General features: G+C 72.9%; 12 protein-coding genes and 1 pseudogene. 3 read left to right on the forward strand and 10 right to left on the reverse strand.

The window, feature by feature from the left end; genetic code table 11:
• Positions 1 to 229: 229 nt before the first annotated feature.
• Complete coding sequence (miaB, locus tag OG896_RS09170; RefSeq protein ID WP_329364050.1) at positions 230 to 1,738, reverse strand: tRNA (N6-isopentenyl adenosine(37)-C2)-methylthiotransferase MiaB; 1,509 nt, start codon at positions 1,736 to 1,738, stop codon at positions 230 to 232.
• Positions 1,739 to 1,883: 145 nt separating this feature from the next.
• Here miaB and OG896_RS09175 point away from each other — a divergent pair, with 145 nt between their 5' ends.
• Positions 1,884 to 2,882, forward strand: coding sequence for a TAXI family TRAP transporter solute-binding subunit (locus tag OG896_RS09175; RefSeq protein ID WP_329364052.1), 999 nt, complete (start codon positions 1,884 to 1,886; stop codon positions 2,880 to 2,882).
• A 57-nt stretch (positions 2,883 to 2,939) separates the two neighbouring features.
• Here OG896_RS09175 and OG896_RS09180 read toward each other — a convergent pair whose 3' ends face one another.
• Positions 2,940 to 4,376, reverse strand: a complete 1,437-nt coding sequence (locus OG896_RS09180) for a sensor histidine kinase (RefSeq protein WP_329364054.1) — start codon at positions 4,374 to 4,376, stop codon at positions 2,940 to 2,942.
• 21 nt (positions 4,377 to 4,397) lie between these two features.
• Positions 4,398 to 5,147, reverse strand: coding sequence for a response regulator transcription factor (locus OG896_RS09185; RefSeq protein ID WP_328470197.1), 750 nt, complete (start codon positions 5,145 to 5,147; stop codon positions 4,398 to 4,400).
• A 366-nt stretch (positions 5,148 to 5,513) separates the two neighbouring features.
• Between OG896_RS09185 and OG896_RS09190 the strand changes: the two genes are divergently transcribed.
• Entirely contained in the window at positions 5,514 to 7,244 is a 1,731-nt protein-coding gene (locus OG896_RS09190; RefSeq protein WP_329364056.1) for an FAD-dependent monooxygenase, read from the forward strand.
• A gap of 51 nt (positions 7,245 to 7,295) precedes the next feature.
• Here OG896_RS09190 and recX read toward each other — a convergent pair whose 3' ends face one another.
• The 7 genes and pseudogenes from recX to OG896_RS09225 form a co-directional block, all read right to left on the reverse strand.
• Positions 7,296 to 8,144, reverse strand: coding sequence for a recombination regulator RecX (gene recX / locus OG896_RS09195; protein WP_402450725.1), 849 nt, complete (start codon positions 8,142 to 8,144; stop codon positions 7,296 to 7,298).
• Positions 8,083 to 9,204: pseudogene (gene recA, locus OG896_RS09200) on the reverse strand (recombinase RecA); the annotation flags it as partial. The gene recX and the pseudogene recA, both read right to left, overlap by 62 nt.
• A 32-nt stretch (positions 9,205 to 9,236) precedes the next feature.
• Positions 9,237 to 10,355, reverse strand: a complete 1,119-nt coding sequence (locus tag OG896_RS09205; protein WP_329364058.1) for an AI-2E family transporter — start codon at positions 10,353 to 10,355, stop codon at positions 9,237 to 9,239.
• A 70-nt stretch (positions 10,356 to 10,425) separates the two neighbouring features.
• Entirely contained in the window at positions 10,426 to 10,620 is a 195-nt protein-coding gene (locus OG896_RS09210; RefSeq protein WP_328470190.1) for a DUF3046 domain-containing protein, read from the reverse strand.
• A 42-nt stretch (positions 10,621 to 10,662) separates the two neighbouring features.
• Positions 10,663 to 10,980, reverse strand: coding sequence for an AzlD domain-containing protein (locus tag OG896_RS09215; protein ID WP_329364060.1), 318 nt, complete (start codon positions 10,978 to 10,980; stop codon positions 10,663 to 10,665).
• Positions 10,977 to 11,690: an AzlC family ABC transporter permease gene (locus OG896_RS09220; protein WP_443056975.1), complete on the reverse strand. Its 714-nt coding sequence runs from the start codon at positions 11,688 to 11,690 to the stop codon at positions 10,977 to 10,979. Before OG896_RS09220 ends, OG896_RS09215 begins: the two co-directional genes overlap by 4 nt.
• A 129-nt stretch (positions 11,691 to 11,819) precedes the next feature.
• Positions 11,820 to 12,656, reverse strand: a complete 837-nt coding sequence (locus OG896_RS09225) for an AraC family transcriptional regulator (protein WP_328470184.1) — start codon at positions 12,654 to 12,656, stop codon at positions 11,820 to 11,822.
• A gap of 92 nt (positions 12,657 to 12,748) precedes the next feature.
• On the opposite strand from OG896_RS09225, the gene OG896_RS09230 reads away from it, so the two are divergent.
• Entirely contained in the window at positions 12,749 to 17,437 is a 4,689-nt protein-coding gene (locus tag OG896_RS09230) for an ATP-dependent helicase (protein WP_329364062.1), read from the forward strand.
• Positions 17,438 to 17,444 lie beyond the last annotated feature (7 nt).

Raw genomic sequence — 17,444 nt, forward strand, 5'->3', positions numbered from 1 at the left:
GATGCCGATCTGACGCCGGTCCAACCCGGGTCTGACGCCGATCCGATGCCGGTCTGACGCCGATACGGCCCCGCTGACGAGCCACGGCCGCGTGCCCACGCCGACCGCGTCCCCGCCCGATGGCAGCCCCCGGTCGCCGCCCAGGGCACTCACGAAGGCCGCCGACGGCCCTTCACCGCCCCTGCCGGCCCCGCACGCCCCATCTTCCCGGCCGCGACGTCCGCGGCCCTCAGTCGAGCGCGCAGCCGCCCGCCGGCACCGCCTCGGGCGAGGGAGCCGGAGCACCGATCGTCGGCAGGCCGAGCATCACGCCTGCGGGCTTGGCGGCCGCAGCGCCCTGGCGCCGCTCCCAGGCGTCACCGGCGCGAGTGCGGCGGACCGACAGCGGGGGCCGCTCGGCGAGCAGGTGGTGCGGGGCTCCGTAAGTGATCTCGACGGTCGCCATGTCGCCGGGCCTGACCTCCTGCTCCGGCCGCGCGAAGTGCACCAGCCGGTTGTCGGGGGCACGGCCGGACAGCCGGTGGGTGGCGTCGTCCTTGCGGCCCTCGCCCTCGGCGACCAGCACCTCCAGGGTGCGGCCGACCTGCTTCTTGTTCTCCTCCCAGGAGATCTCGTCCTGGAGCGCTACCAGCCGCTCGTAGCGCTGCTGCACGACCGCCTTGGGGACCTGGCCGTCCATCTCGGCCGCCGGGGTGCCGGGCCGCTTGCTGTACTGGAAGGTGAACGCCTGCGCGAAGCGCGCCTGGCGCACGACCTCCAGGGTCTGCTCGAAGTCCTCCTCGGTCTCGCCGGGGAAGCCCACGATGATGTCGGTGGTGATGGCGGCGTCCGGCATCGCGGCGCGCACCTTCTCGATGATGCCGAGGTAGCGGTCCTGCCGGTACGACCTGCGCATCGACTTCAGCAGCCGGTCGGAGCCCGACTGGAGCGGCATGTGGAGCTGGTGCATCACGTTCGGCGTCTCGGCCATGGCGGCGATCACGTCGTCGGTGAAGTCGCGCGGGTGCGGGGAGGTGAAGCGGACCCGCTCCAAGCCGTCGACGGCGCCGGTGGCCCGCAGCAGCTTGCCGAACGCCTCGCGGTCGCCGATGTCGGAGCCGTACGCGTTGACGTTCTGACCGAGCAGGGTGACCTCGACGACCCCCTCGGCGACCAGCGCCTCGACCTCGGCGAGCACGTCGCCGGGCCGCCGGTCCTTCTCCTTGCCGCGCAGCGCGGGCACGATGCAGAACGTGCAGGTGTTGTTGCAGCCGACCGAGATCGCGACCCAGGCCGCGTAGGCCGACTCGCGGCGTGAGGGGAGCGTGGAGGGGAACGTCTCCAGCGACTCGACGATCTCGACCTGCGCCTCGTCCGCGATCCTGGACCGCTCCAGCAGCACCGGGAGCTGCCCGATGTTGTGGGTGCCGAAGACGACATCGACCCAGGGGGCGCGCTTGACGATGGTGTCGCGGTCCTTCTGCGCCAGGCAGCCGCCGACCGCGATCTGCATGCCAGGGCGCGCGGCCTTCTTCGGCACGAGCTGGCCGAGATTGCCGTAGAGCCGGTTGTCGGCGTTCTCCCGCACCGCACAGGTGTTGAAGACCACGACGTCCGCGCCGTCGGCGCCCTCCGGCGCCCGCACATACCCCGCGTCCTCCAGGAGGCCGGCCAGACGCTCGGAGTCGTGGACGTTCATCTGGCACCCGTAGGTGCGGATCTCGTAGCTTCGCTGGAGAGCGGTGTCCTGCGCGGTCATGCCCCCAGGGTAGGCGGTGCCCACGACATACCCGAACCCGGTTTGCCGCCGGGCGGACAGCGACAGCGCACGGGGTGCCGGCCGGGGCCGCCCGGTCCCGGCCGCGCCTTCCTTCCCGGCGGCACGGCTGGCAGGATCGCGGGGCATGGACCTCACCCGCCTCGGCAGCCGGCTCGGCACCCGACGTGCCCTCCAGGTCGTGCTGGCCGCCGCCTCGGCCCTGGCGCTGCTGCTGTGGTGGCTGCTGCCGACGGACGGTCCGTCGTACCCGAAGGGGCCGATCTCGCTGGCGACCGGGGTGCAGAGCGGGGTCTACGAGAAGTACGGCGTGCTGCTCAAGAGCGACCTGCGGACCGCCCTGCCCGGTGTGAAGGTCGACCTCAAGCACACCGAGGGCTCCGTGGAGAACATCGAGCAGGTGGCCGACGGGCGCTCCGACTTCACGATCGCCGCGGCCGACGCGGTCGCGTCCTACCGCGGTCCGAACAAGAAGGACCTGCGGGCGTGCGCCCGGCTCTACGACGACTACATGCAGCTCGTCGTGCCGCGTGACTCCACCGTGCGGTCGGCACGGGACCTGCGCGGGCTGCGGGTGGGCGTCGGACAGGCCGGATCGGGGGTCAACCTGATCACCAGGCGGCTGCTGACGGCCGCGGGCCTCGACATCGCGAAGGACGTCACCGCGGTGCCGGTCGGGATCGACCAGGCGCCCTCGATGCTGCTCTCCGGCAAGCTCGACGCGTTCTTCTGGTCCGGGGGGCTGCCGACCGCGGCGGTGAGCGCGATGGCGTACCCGACCGACCGTATCCGGCTGGTCCAACTCGGCGACCTGGTGGCCAAGCTGCACTCCATGGGATCGCAGATGCAGTACTACCGGCAGGCGATGATGCCGCCGGACGCGTACCCGCGCGCCCAGGGCGGTCAGTCCGTCGCGACCATCGCGGTGGCGAACCTGCTGGTCACCACGGACCACGCCGACGCCGCTCTGGTGCAGCGGCTGACCAAGGCGGTGATCGACAGCAGGGACTCCATCGGCAAGGTGGTGCACGCGGCGCAACTGGTCGACCTGCGCACCGCTGTCTTCACCGACCCGCTGCCCCTGCACGTGGGCGCGGAGCGCTACTACCGATCCGTGAAGCCGTAGCCGGCGCGCCCGTACGAGCCCCGCGCCACCGGCTGGTCCGAGGGTGTCCGCTCCACCTCAGTCGGCGGGCCGTGCCGATGTCACCGGCGCGGTGCGCGGCACCGCCAGCCGCACCTCCAGGCCGTGCGGCTCGCGGCGCCCGAAGCTGATGCTGCCACCGCCCTGGCTGAGCAGCGCCCGCGCGATCGACAGACCCAACCCCGAGCCGTGCACGTTCTGGTGGCGGGCACTGCGCCAGAACCGGTCACCGATCCGGTCGAGTTCGTCGTCGTTCAGGCCAGGTCCGCTGTCGGCCACCTCGATGGCGACCTGATCGCTGTCGACCGCCACCCGTACCGTGACCGCGCTGCCCTCGGGGGTGAACTTGATCGCGTTGTCGATCACGGCGTCCAGAGCGCTGGACAGCGCGATCGCGTCGGCCCACGCGGTGGCCCCTCCGTGCGCGGGCGCGCTGAAGTGCACGGCGACACCCTCCCGGTCGCCGCTGGGCCGCCAGGCGTCGGCGCGGGTCCTGGCCAGTTCCGCGATGTCGGTGACGCCCAGGTGGCTGCCCGAGCTCTCCGCGACGGCGAGGCCGAGGAGGTCGTCGAGCACCTGGGCGAGTCGGTGGCCCTCCTCCTTCACGGATTCGGCCTCGGTATGGCCGTCGGGCAGCTCGAGGCCGAGCAGCTCGATCCGCAGCAGCAGGGCGGACAGCGGATTGCGCAACTGGTGCGAGGCGTCGGCGACGAAGGCGCGCTGCTGCTCCAGCACGGCCTCGACGTTGTCCGCCATCTCGTTGAACGACCGGACCAGGCGCCGAAGTTCCGGGGGTCCCCCGGATGCCCCGACCCGCGACTTCATCCGGCCGGTGGCGATGTCGTGCGTGACCCGGTCCAGCGTCGCGACCGGCAGCAGCACCCAGGCGGTCAGCCGCACCGCGAGCAGGACCGCGATGGCCATCGCCGCGAGCTCTCCGGCCGCGAGCAGCAGCCAGCCGTGCAGGATGCGCGAACGCAGCGCGCCGGTGGGCGAGTCGGTGACGACCACCGCGACCACGTCGCCGTCCCGCACGATCGGCGAGGCGATGGCGAGCATGCGGTGCTGCCACGGCCACACCTGCTCCGGATTGTGGACGCGCCGCCCCAGCAGCGCCGAGTCGTACGCGTCGTACAACTCCCCGCTGGACGGGACCCGCCAGCTGTGCGGCGCCGCGGCCATCGACGTGCGGTCCCGGTAGAAGACGCCGGCCCTGATGCCGTAGAGCTGCTCGTAGCGGTCGAGTTCGGTCACCAGCGTGTGCAGCCGCTCGTCGTCCTCCGGGTCGACGACCGTGTTCTCGTCGCGAGCCGTGACGAACTGCGCCAGCGCCGCGAAGCGGGTGGTGTCGTCGATACGGTCCACCACGACGCGCTGCTGCTGGGCGGCCGCCTGGCTGGCGGCCAGCGGGAACCCGAGCGCGAGCAGGACGCCGGCCATCAGCACGATGAGCAGCGGCAGGAGTCGTGAGCGCACGGCGGTCCTCGGCTTCTGCGGTCAGCCGGCCGGCACGACGAGCCGGTAGCCGACCCCGCGCACCGTCTCGATCATGGCCGGGGTGCGCAACTTGGAACGCAGCGAGGCCACATGCACCTCCAGGGTGCGGCCGGTTCCCTCCCAGGCGGTGCGCCACACCTCGCTGATGATCTGCTCCCGGCGGAAGACCACCCCGGGCCGCTGGGCGAGGAGGGCGAGCAGGTCGAACTCCTTGCGGGTCAGCGCCACCGGATCGCCGTCCACGGTGACCCGCCGGGTGGACGGTTCGATCACCACCTGGCCGAGCGACATCGGGGTGCCGTCGGCGGCGCCCGGCATGGTCACCACCGGGCTGCCGTTCGGCGGTGTGGCCGGCCCCGCGTTCTGGGCGGCCCCGGGTCGCAGCGGCGGTCGGCGTACCACCGCGTGGATACGCGCCAGCAGTTCGCCGGTGTCGTACGGCTTCACGACGTAGTCGTCCGCGCCCAGGTTGAGACCATGGATGCGGGACCTGACGTCGGAGCGAGCCGTGACCATGATCACCGGAGTGGCGCTGCGGCGCCTGATGCGGCTGCACACCTCGAAGCCGTCCTGGTCCGGCAGCCCCAGGTCGAGCAGCACGCAGTCGTACTCCGGGCCGCCGTCGGGAAGCAGCGCCTGGATCGCCTCCTCGCCGCTACGGGCGTGGCGCACGTCGAAGCCGTGCTTTCCGAGCACAGCGGAGAGGGCGGCGGCGACCCGGTCGTCATCCTCCACCAGCAGCAGTCGCATGCGTCACCTCCTCCTCATCCGCCGGAACACCCGCGTTGGCGCGGACTTCGCCGCTCCGCCCGCGGAATGGGTCATGGACCTGTCGATCGAATCCACGCCGATCGGGACCCGCACGTCAAGGGGCTACCGGCTCCCGCAGCGGACCGTTACCCAGCCGGTACGCTCCGGGGACGGGGAAGGCACGCAGCGGCGATTCCCGTGGCGGCGGACCGGTGCCGCGGTGTGCGCCCCGGGTGCGTCGCGTGCGCGGCCGATGTGCGCCCGATGAACCGCCCGCACCGCGCCGACGTGCGACTGTCGCTTGACGTGGGCAGGCGCAGTGAGTTGCATACGCTTTGTGACCGCAACTCTTCCGGGGGCCGCTGCGTGGACCCCGTGATCGTCGCGGGGGCCGGCCCAGTGGGTCTGACCCTCGCTCTCGCGCTGGCCCACCGCGATGTGCCCGTGATCCTGCTGGACGAGGCGGAGGTGCTCGGCGGAGCCGAGGGGCTGCGGCAGGCGCGCACCTGCGTGCTCGGTCCGGCGACCGCAGCGCTCGTGGAACGCCTCGGCTACGGCGGACTGCGCGGCGACGGCGCGACCTGGACGGGCTGGCGCACGCTGCGCCGGCGTACGGAGGTGTTACGGCTGGACTTCGGCGCCGATCCCGCGGGCGCGCCGGTCCATGTCGCGCAGTACCTGCTGGAGAAGGGGTTGCGGACGGCCCTTTCGTCCCGCAGCTCGGTGCGTGTCGTGTCCGGCTGCCGGGTGGACGCGGTGGAGCAGGACGCGCGCGGGGTCACCGTGCACACCAAGGGCGCCGAGGAGACCTGGTGGCGCGGCAGTTACCTGGTGGGGTGCGACGGTCCGCGCTCCACGGTCCGCAAGCTGCTGGGCGTACGTTTCCCCGGCCGTACGGCGGTGGACCGGCACGCGGTGGTGACGGTGCGGACCGAACTGCCCGAACCCGGTGTGGCGCTGCTGCACCGCGATCCGCCGGGAGCCCCGGCCGGGCAGGAGATCACCGCCCGCCCGCTGCCGGACGGACGGTGGCGGATGGACTGGCTGCTGCCGGTGCACGGCCGCCAACTCACCTCCGACGCGCTGGTGGAACGTCTCAGGGCCGCCCTGACCGCCTGGTGCGGCAAGGTGGTGCCGTACGAGCTGGTCGGCTCGGCCGACTATCCCGTCCATCAGCGGCTGGCCCGCGCCTGGCGGGCCGATCGGGTCTTCCTCGCGGGGGACGCGGCGCACCTGATGGGGGCGCTGGGGGCGCAGAGCGTCGAGGAAGGGCTGCGCGACGCCGAGAACCTCGCCTGGAAGTTGGCACTCGCCGTCCACGACGGCGCTTCCGATCTCCTGCTCGACAGCTACGAGGCGGAGCGGCGGGGCGCGGTCGGCACCCGGCTGCGCGCCACCGACCAGGCACTTCCGCTGCTGCGGGCGAACGGTGCCTGGCAGACGGTCCGCCACAGCCTGCTGTCCGGCTCGGCCCGCGGCCAGGTCGAGTTGCTGACCGACAGCCATCTCGGGCGCGGCGGCACGGCTGCCTCCACGGTGTACGGCCGCTCACCGCTGACGGTACCCGCGCCTCGGAGTTCCGCCAGGTCGGGCGGGGTGTCGTCGCTGGCGGCCGAGTGCGACACGCGGCCGGGCGAAGCGGTGGCCGACGTGGACGTCACCGCGCTGGACGGCACGGTGAGCCGGCTGCGCGACCGGCTCGGGCGCGGGTTGGTGGTGGTGCTCGTCGCGCCCGGGACCGGGGTGTGGGAGTCGCGGCACTGGCTGACGGCCGGTCTGATGCCGCGGCTGGCGTCAGCGGTGGCCGCGCTGCCCACCGGGGCGGAGCTGCTGGTCGCCGAGACCTATCCGGGGGCGACCGCGCACACGGTGCTGCTGGTCCGGCCCGACGGGCACCTGGTGGCGGCGATGGTGGGCTGCCGGCCCGCCGAGTTGTATTCCTACGCGGACCTGGCCCGGGGAGGTCCGCCGGCACCGGCGGGCAGCCGGGACGACCCGGCCGACGACGCCACCCCCGATGAGGGTGGACCCGACCGCCCGGACGGGCGTCCGGGGGGCGATGCGGCCGGTCACCAGGTCAGCGGGCGCACCGGCTGACCCGGCGAGCGGCGAGCGGCGAGCGGCGAGCGGACTATGACCGCTCCGCGCCTATTCGCCTTGCCATGCCCACCGCTCCTCTTCCGTTTCCTCGCCGTCGGCGCCTTCGGCCGCCAGTGCGTCGCGGACCACTCGCAGGGACATGCCCTCCGGGTATCCCTTGCGGGCGAGCATGCCCGCGAGACGTCTGATCCGCCGGTCGCGGTCCAGGCCACGGGTGGCCGGCAACCGGCGCCGGACCAGCTCGCGGGCGGTCTCCTCCTCCTGCTCGGAGTCGAGCAGTTCGACGGCCTCGGTCACCAGCTCCGCGTCCACACCACGGTGGCGAAGCTCGCGGGCGAGGGCGCGGCGGGCGAGGCCGCGGCCGCGGTGTCGTGACTCCACCCAGGCGTTTGCGAACGCCTGGTCGTCGATGAGGCCGACGTCCTCGAAGCGCTCCAGGACGTGCTCGGCGACGTCGTCGGGGATCTCGCGCTTGCGCATGGCGTCGGCGAGCTGCCGACGGGTGCGGGGGGTCCCGGTGAGCAGGCGCAGACACAGCGCCCGCGCCTGCTCACCAGGATCGAGCGGCGGCTCTCGCGAGGCCCTCGACTCGGAAGAGCCGCCGCGCTTCTGGGACTTGCGCTCCATGGCGTCAGACCTTGGCGGCGGTGGCCTTGGTCGCCTTCTTCGGAGCGGGGACATCGGCCTTGGCGGGCTCCGCCTTGGCGGACGCGGCCGACCCTGCGGCGTCGGCCTCCGGCTGGGCGGCCGGGGTCTCGGGCTTCGGCACGCCGACGCCGAGCTTCTCCTTGATCCGCTTCTCGATCTCGTCCGCGAGGTCCGGGTTGTCCCGCAGGAAGTTCCGGACGTTCTCCTTGCCCTGGCCGAGCTGGTCGCCCTCGTAGGTGTACCAGGCACCCGACTTGCGGACGAAGCCGTGCTCCACGCCCATGTCGATCAGGCCGCCCTCGCGGCTGATGCCGTGGCCGTAGAGGATGTCGAACTCGGCCTGCTTGAAGGGCGGCGCGACCTTGTTCTTGACGACCTTGACACGGGTGCGGTTGCCGACCGCGTCAGTGCCGTCCTTGAGGGTCTCGATCCGGCGGATGTCGAGCCGGACCGAGGCGTAGAACTTCAGGGCGCGGCCACCGGTGGTGGTCTCCGGCGAGCCGAACATCACACCGATCTTCTCGCGGAGCTGGTTGATGAAGATGGCGGTGGTCTTCGACTGGTTGAGCGCGCTGGTGATCTTCCGCAGTGCCTGGCTCATCAGTCGGGCCTGGAGGCCCACGTGGGAGTCGCCCATCTCGCCCTCGATCTCGGCCCGCGGCACGAGGGCTGCCACGGAGTCGATCACGATGAGGTCGATGGCGCCGGAGCGGACCAGCATGTCCACGATCTCCAGCGCCTGCTCGCCGGTGTCCGGCTGGGACAGCAGCAGGTTCTCGATGTCGACGCCCAGGGCCTTGGCGTACTCGGGGTCGAGGGCGTGCTCGGCGTCCACGAAGGCCACCGTGCCGCCGGCCCGCTGGGCGTTGGCCACCGCGTGCAGGGTGAGGGTGGTCTTGCCGGAGGACTCCGGGCCGTACACCTCCACGACGCGGCCGCGGGGCAGCCCGCCGACGCCGAGCGCCACGTCCAGCGCGGTCGACCCGGTGGGGATGACCTCGATGGGCTCGTTCGGCCGGTCGCCGAGCCGCATGACGGCGCCCTTGCCGAATTGCCGTTCAATCTGCGCGAGCGCGGCGTCGAGCGCCTTCTCGCGGTCGTTTCCTGCCATGGACTCCACCCGGGATGTCTGGTTCGATCGCTTCACGTCCATGACGCTAGCGCCTGGCACTGACAACGCGCCCGCACGTCGTCCGGGACCTGTGGATAACTCCGGCCGACGTGTGCGCCCGGCACCGGCCGGAGTTCGCGCCGCCACGGCGGGAGATCCGCCGGGCCCTCTCCATATGAATGGATGTTCGATTTTCATGTCAAGCGACCCGCCGAGCGCGCCCGGGTCGGTCACATCCGCGGGTCGGTGACCTCGTAGCGCCTTACATAGGCGGTGAAGAAGCCCTGGAGCGTGGCGGTGGCCGGAATGGCGATGAGCGCGCCGACCGCGCCGAGCAGCGCCGTCCCCGCGATCACCGAGCCGAAGGCGACCGCCGGATGGATGTCCACCGTACGCGCGGTGATCCGCGGTTGGAGCAGGTAGTTCTCGAACTGCTGGTAGACCACGACGAAGCACAGCACCCACAGCGCGTCCCACGGGTCCTCGGTGAACGCGACGAGGATCGGCAGGGCCCCGGCCAGGTAGGTGCCGACGGTGGGGATGAACTGCGAGACCAGCCCCACCCAGACCCCGAGCGCGGGGGCGTAGGGAACACCGAGCACCTGGAGCAGGATGTAGTGGGCGAGCCCTGAGACCACGGCCATCAGGGCTCGGGAGTAGAGGTAGCCGCCGGTCTTGGCGACCGCGATGTCCCAGGCCCGCAGGACTTCCGCCTGGTGCGCGGGCGGCAGCATGGAGCACAGCGTGCGGCGCAGCCGGGGCCCGTCCGCGGCCAGGTAGAAAGTGAACAGCACCACCGTGAAGACCTGGAAGATCGTGCCGATGACCGTGGCCGAGATGCCCCACACGCTGGCGGCACCACTGGTGAGGTAGGTGCGCACCCAGTTGGAGTGCAGCACCTTGTCATGCAGCTTGCCGCCGGTGTCGATGTGCGTGTGGAAGGTCCGGTTGATCCACTTCACCACGTCGTCGACGTACTGCGGCAGGTTGCGCACGATGGTGCCGATCTGGTCGACGAGCAAGGAGCCGACGGCCAGCAGGAAGCCGGCGGCGGCGACCAGCACCACGAGCATCACGATTCCGGTGGCCAGGCCCCGGCGGATGCGGCGCCTGGCCATCCAGTCCACCGCGGGCTCGATGGCCAGGGCGCAGAAGAACGCGACCAGGACGTTGACGAGGAGTCCGACCAGCCGGTCGAACGCCCAGTGCGCGAACTGGTAGCAGGCGACGAGGGCGAGCGCGAGGAGGAGCGCGCGAGGCAGCCAGCGCGGCATGCGCGCACGTGACGGGCGCGATCCGTCGCCGGGCGCGTCGGGCGCCGGGTCGGGAGACTCGTCACGTGCTGCCACAGGCCAAGTCTGGGCCCTACCTCCGATCAAGTCCTGATATCAGGGCATTCGCGGCACTTCGGACGGATGGTCAGCGTCGAGCGGCGGGCACGTCCATGGCCACGCAGACCGCCCGCCAGACGTCCTTCGCCTCCCAGCCGTCCTCCAGCGCCTGGACGACCGTACGGCCGCCCAGTTCGGACATCACGTGGTCACGCGCGAAGGAGTCGGCGTAGGTCTCGCCGAACTGCGCGCGCATCCGCTCCCAGAACATCGTCAGCCGCATGGGTGCCAGTATCCCCCGGTCGCCGGCCGCCCCTCGTACGGCCTACATCGCCCGTACCGCTGCGGTGACCAGTACCGCGGCGGCGACCACCACGAGGAAGGGCGCGCGCAGGAGCAGCGCGGTGGCCGCTGCCGCCAGCCCCGCGGTCCGCGCGTCGATCGCCAGGCGCAAGGCAGCGGTGCCGAAGGTCTGCAGCGCGGTCAGGGCGGCGAGCAGGGCGATGGGCAGCAGAGCGGCCAGTCGCTTGACGAGCGGGCGCTCCAGCAGCCCCGCGGGCACGGACAGGCCGAGCAGTTTCACTCCGTAGCAGCCCAGGGCGGTGGCGCCGATGGCGATCCACGTGCCCGTCTCCCCGGTCATCGCGCGGCCCTCTTCTTTACGGCCAGCACCAAGGGCGCCGCCAGCGCCGCGACCAGCACCGGCACCCCGGCGGGCAGCACGGGCAGGCAGACCAGCGCGAGCAGGACGGCGAGCGCGGCCACCGCCCGTTCGGTGCGTCCCTTCACCATGGGTGCCAGCAGGGCCAGGAAGACGGCCGGCCCTGCGGCGTCCAGTCCCCAGGCGTCCGGATCACCGAGCGCCGACGCGCCCAGGGCTCCCAGCAGCGTGGTGAGGTTCCACAGCACGTAGAGACTCGCGCCAGTGACGGTGAAGCCGAGCCGGGCGGCGGCCCGTTCGCGCTGCGCCAGGGCGACCGCTGAGGTCTCGTCGATGACCCACTGGGCGGCCAGCGGCCGTACGGACGCCGGCAGGCGCAGGAGTTGCGAGAGCCGCAAACCGTAGAAGGCGTTGCGGGTGCCCAGGAAGAACGCCCCGGCCGCCGCCGCGAACGGACTTCCTCCCGCACCGAGCGCACTCACCAGCGCGAACTGCGAGGCCCCGGTGAACACGAGCAGCGACAGGACGCAGCTCTGGAGGACGGACAGGCCCGCGCCCGCCGAGGTCACTCCGAAGGCGAATCCGGACAGTCCGACGGCGACCCCTACTCCCAGGGCGTCTCGGACCACTTCTGCTCGGGGCCGTGGCGGCTGCCGCACGGTGTCCGGCCCCGTCGTCTGCGCTGTTTTCACTCGATCAGGCTAGGAAGACCGCCGCCTGCGGGTCTTGTACGTTCTTGCGGCGGCGGCCCCGCGGCGATACCGGGGCGATACCGGGCGATACGGGCCGCCCGCCGGCCGTCCGAACGACGCGGCCGCGGGTCAGCGCTCTCGTACGATCTTCCGCTCGCGCTGGTACGCGCCGGGCGGGACCCCGACGATCCGGCTGAAGTGGCGGTTGAGGTGCGGCTGGTCGGTGAAGCCGACGGTGACCGCGGCTTCGGCCGGAGCGACGCCGGTGTCCAGGAGGCGGCGGGCGGCCCGGACGCGCTCACCGGTGAGCCACGCGTGCGGGGGCAGGCCGTAGGCGGCCTTGAAGGCGCGCAGCAACGCGAAGGGGCTGGTGGCCGTGGCGGCGGCGAGTTCGTCGAGACCGGGCGGGTCGGCCAGGTGGGCGGCGAGCAGTTCGCGGGCATGGGCTGCGGCGCCGGGAGCCGCCGCCCGCGGCCGGCCGCCGCGGGCGATGCCCCCGCTGTGGCGCGCCAGCAGCCGGGCGAGGGTCAGGCGCAGAAACGTCTCGGCGGCGAGCGCGTCGTCCTGCTCGGCCGCTTCGTGGACGGCCGCGATCAGGCGGGCCGCGGTCGGGTCGGCTATGACCGGGCCGGTGAAGAAAGGGGTGCCGCGCAGCCCGCGGGTCTCGGCGGCGACGGCCGACACGACGTCCGTCCGCGGATACAGGACCCGGTAGCTCCAGCCGCCGGCGGCGCCCGCGTACGCCGAGTGCGGGACCTCCGGGTTGATCAGGACGACGCCGCCCTCGCCGGCCCGCTCGGCACCGCCGGGCAGGCCGATGCCCTCCACCCCGCCGGTGACCGCCGCGATCACGTAGCCGTCGTGGGCATGGCGGGAAAAGGTGTGCCGGATGTAGCGGGCCCGCAGCAGGTCAACCCCGGGCAGGCCCGGGTGCTCCCAGAATCGTGCCTGCTCACGCGCGGTCATGGGGACATTGTGTCGTGACCGCGCCAGGAGTTGTCCACAGCCGGAAGAGTGGTCGTCGGCGCGGTGTCGGTCCGGCGAGGCAGGATGGGGTCATGTCCAGTCCGTCCGGTCCGTCCAGTCCTCAGTCCGATCCGCACAACAGCCTCGACTCCTTCTCGCCCGCGACCCGCGCGTGGTTCACGGGAGCCTTCCGCGAGCCCACCGCCGCCCAGTCCGGCGCGTGGTCCGCCATCGCCGCGGACTCCGACGTGCTGGTCGTGGCGCCCACCGGGTCGGGCAAGACGCTGGCCGCGTTCCTGGCGGCGCTGGACCGGCTGGCCGCCACTCCGCCGCCGGCTGAGGCCCGTCGCCGCTGCCGGGTGCTGTACGTCTCGCCGATGAAGGCGCTCGCGGTGGACGTCGAGCGCAATCTGCGCAGCCCGCTGGCGGGGATTCGGCAGGAGTCCGTGCGGCTGGGGCTGCCGGAGCCGGAGGTGCGGGTCGGTATCCGGTCGGGTGACACGCCCGCGGCGGAGCGGCGCTCGATGGCCACCCGCCCGCCGGACATCCTCATCACCACGCCCGAGTCCCTCTTCCTCATGCTCACCTCCGCCGCGCGGGAGGCTCTGAGCGGGGTCGAGACGGTGATCCTCGACGAGGTGCACGCGGTCGCCGGCACCAAGCGCGGCGCCCACCTGGCGCTCTCCCTGGAGCGGCTGGACCGGCTGCTCGATCGGCCGGCCCGCCGGATCGGGCTGTCGGCCACGGTCCGGCCGGTGGATGAGGTGGCCCGCTTCCTTTCCCCGCAGCGGCGGGTGGCGATCGTGCAGCCGCCGTCCCAGAAGCGGTTCGACCTGTCGGTGGTCGTGCCGGTGGAGGATCTGGGCGAGCTGGGCGGTTCGCCGGTGATGGACGCGGCCGAGCACAGCGGGCCGGCCGCGGGGCCGGCGCAGCGGCCGTCGATCTGGCCGCACGTCGAGGAGCGGATCGCCGACCTGGTGCAGGCGCACCGCTCCACGATCGTCTTCGCCAACTCCCGGCGGCTCGCCGAGCGCCTGTGCAACCGGCTCAACGAGATCGGCCAGGAGCGTGCCGAGGGCGAGCCGCTGCCCGAAGCGCACTCCCCGGCACAGGTCATGGCGCAGTCGGGCGCTGCCAAGGGGGCTCCCGCGGTGCTGGCCCGCGCGCACCACGGCTCGGTGTCCAAGGAGCAGCGCGCGCTGGTGGAGGAGGATCTCAAGGCAGGGCGGCTGCCCGCGGTGGTCGCCACGTCGAGCCTGGAGCTGGGTATCGACATGGGCGCGGTCGACCTCGTGGTCCAGGTGGAGTCGCCGCCATCGGTCGCGTCGGGGCTGCAGCGGGTGGGCCGGGCCGGCCACCAGGTGGGGGCGGTGTCCACCGGGGTGGTCTTCCCGAAGTACCGCGGCGACCTGGTGCAGTCCGCGGTGGTCACCGAGCGGATGCGGGAAGGGGCCATCGAGTCGCTGCGGGTGCCGTCCAACCCGCTGGACGTGCTGGCGCAGCAGATCGTGGCGATGACCGCCCTGGACACCTGGGACGTGGACGAACTGCTCGCCCTGGTCCGGCAGGCGGCGCCCTTCGCGGCGCTGCCGCACTCCGCGTACACCGCGGTGCTGGACATGCTGGCCGGCCGCTATCCGTCGGACGCGTTCGCCGAGCTGCGGCCCCGCCTCGTCTGGGACCGGGTGGCCAACACTCTCACCGGCCGGCCGGGAGCACAGCGGCTGGCGGTCACCTCCGGCGGCACCATCCCGGACCGCGGGCTGTTCGGGGTCTTCCTGGCCGGGGCGGACCCCAAGAAGGGCGGCGGCCGGGTCGGGGAGCTGGACGAGGAGATGGTGTACGAGTCCCGGGTGGGCGACGTGTTCACGCTGGGCACCACCTCGTGGCGGATCGAGGACATCACCCGCGACCGGGTGCTGGTCTCCCCCGCGCCGGGCGTACCCGGGCGGCTGCCGTTCTGGAAGGGCGACCAGTTGGGACGCCCGCTCGAACTGGGCCGAGCGCTGGGCAGGTGGCTGCGGGAAGTGGGCGCGCTGCCCGCGGAGGCGGCCCGGGAGCGGTTGGCCGCGGCCGGCCTGGACCCCTGGGCGGTCGACAACGTGCTGTCGTACCTCGCCGAGCAGCGGCAGGCGTGCGGGCACATCCCGGATGACCGCACCATCGTGGTGGAGCGCTTCAGGGACGAGCTGGGTGACTGGCGGGTGATCATCCACTCCCCGTTCGGCGCCCAGGTGCACGCTCCGTGGGCGCTCGCGCTCGGAGCCCGGCTCCAGGAGCGCTACGGGTTGGACGCCCAGGCCATGCACGCCGACGACGGGATCGTGCTGCGCCTGCCGGACGCGGACCTGATGGGGCTCGACCTGCTGGACGCCGATCCTGTGGCGAAGGGGGCCGAGTTCGATCCGGAGCAGTCGCCGGTGGGGGCGGGCGATGTGGCCTTCGACAAGGGCGAGGTCGAGCAGTTGGTGACGGAGCAGGTGGGAGGGTCCGCGTTGTTCGCGTCGCGCTTCCGGGAGTGCGCGGCGCGGGCACTGCTGCTGCCGCGCCGCAGTCCCGGCCGGCGTACCCCGTTGTGGCAGCAGCGGCAGCGGGCGTCGCAACTGCTCCAGGTGGCGTCGGAGTTCGGGTCGTTCCCGATCGTGCTGGAGGCGATCCGGGAGTGCCTTCAGGACGTGTTCGACGTGCCGGGGCTGGTGGAGTTGATGGGAGACATCGAGGCGCGGCGGGTCCGGTTGGTGGAGGTGACCACGCAGGAGCCGTCGCCCTTCGCCCGTTCGCTGCTGTTCGGCTATGTGGCGCAGTTCCTCTACGAGGGCGACTCGCCGCTGGCCGAACGCAGGGCGGCCGCGCTGTCGCTGGATTCGCGGCTGCTGGCGGAACTGCTGGGGCAGGCGGAGCTGCGGGAGCTGCTCGATCCCGACGTGCTGGCCGATCTGGACAGCGAGTTGCAGTGGCTGACGGAGGATCGCCGGGTCAAGGACGCGGAGGGGGTCGCGGACCTGCTACGGGTGCTCGGCCCGCTGACCGGCACCGAGTTGGCGGTGCGCGGCGCGGAGGCGGGGTGGGCCGCGGAGTTGGAGGCGGCCAGGCGGGCGATCAGAGTGCGGATCGCCGGGGAGGAGCACTGGGCCGCGGTGGAGGACGCCGGTCGGCTGCGCGACGCGCTGGGCACGGCCTTGCCGGTGGGCGTGCCGGTGGCGTTCACCGAGCCGGTCAAGGACCCGCTGGGCGACCTGCTGGCGAGGTACGCGCGGACGCATGGCCCGTTCACGACGGGCGAGGCCGCGGCCCGGTTCGGTCTGGGTGGGGCCGTGGCGGACGGCACGCTGCACCGGCTGGCGGCGGCGGGCCGGGTGGCGCAGGGCGAGTTCCGTCCGGGCGGGGCCGGTCAGGAGTGGTGCGACGCCACGGTTCTGCGGCGGCTTCGGCGCCGTTCGCTCGCCGCGCTGCGGCAGGAGTTGGAGCCGGTGCCGCCGGCCACGCTCGGGGTGTTCCTGCCGCAGTGGCAGCATGTCGGCACGCATGGTCTTCGCGGGATGGACGGCCTGGCACGGGCGGTTGAGCAGTTGCAGGGCGCGTCGGTTCCCGCGTCGGCGTTGGAGAAGCTGGTGCTGCCGTCCCGGGTGAGCGGCTACACCCCGGCGATGCTGGACGAGTTGACGGCCTCCGGCGAGGTGCTGTGGGCCGGAGCGGGGGCCCTGCCCGGCAAGGACGGATGGGTGTCACTGTATTTGTCCGAAAGTGCACCCTTGCTGCTGCCGGGTCCGCAGCCGTTGGAGCTGACGGAGTTGCACACCGCGGTGCTCGGCGCGCTGTCCGGCGGGTACGGCCTGTTCTTCCGGCAGATCGGTGAGCAGGTGCGGGCGACCGGGCTGACGGCGAGCGATCCGGAACTCGCCGACGCGGTATGGGACCTGGCCTGGTCGGGGCGGCTGACCAATGACACCCTCGCCCCGCTGAGGGCGCTGCTCGGCTCGGGCCGCACCGCGGGGGCGACCGCGCACCGGGCGCCGCGCTCGGTGCCGCGCGGCAGGTACAGCTCGCTCGCCTCCGCCAGGTCGCCACGGGCCACCGCCTCCCGGACCGGGCCGCCCACCACCGCGGGCCGCTGGTCCCTGGTGCCCGCACCCGAAGCAGATCCGACCCTGCGGGCGCACGCTCTGACCCACACCCTGCTGGACCGGCACGGCGTGGTCACCCGGGGCGCGGTGGCCGCGGAAGGAGTGGCGGGCGGCTTCTCGGCGGCATATCGGGTGCTGGCGGCGTTCGAGGAGACCGGGCAGGCCAGACGCGGCTACGTGGTGGAGGGCCTGGGCGCGGCGCAGTTCGCGATGGACGGCGCGGTGGACCGGCTGCGGGCCCTCAGCACAGCGCGGGAGCGGGAGGAGGAACGCCCCGACCGGTCCCGCACGGTGGTGCTGGCCGCCGCGGACCCGGCCAATCCGTACGGCGCCGCGCTGCCGTGGCCGGAGCAGCCCGAGGGGGTCTCCCACAAACCCGGGCGGAAGGCGGGCGCCCTGGTGGTGCTGACCGACGGCGAGCTCGCCCTGTATGTGGAGCGGGGTGGCAAGACCCTGCTGGCCTGGCCACGGGACGAGATACGGGTCGGGGCCGCGGCGGACGCCCTCGCGCTGGCGGTCCGGGAAGGAGCGCTGGGCCGCCTCACGGTGGAGCGTGCCAACGGCGAGTCGGCGCTGACCTCTCCGCTGGGCCGGGCGCTGGAGGCCGCGGGGTTCCACGCCACACCGCGCGGGCTGCGGTTGCGGGAGGACCGCTGATGCGAGG

Source organism: Streptomyces sp. NBC_00669, assembly GCF_036226785.1.
Lineage (GTDB): Bacteria > Actinomycetota > Actinomycetes > Streptomycetales > Streptomycetaceae > Actinacidiphila.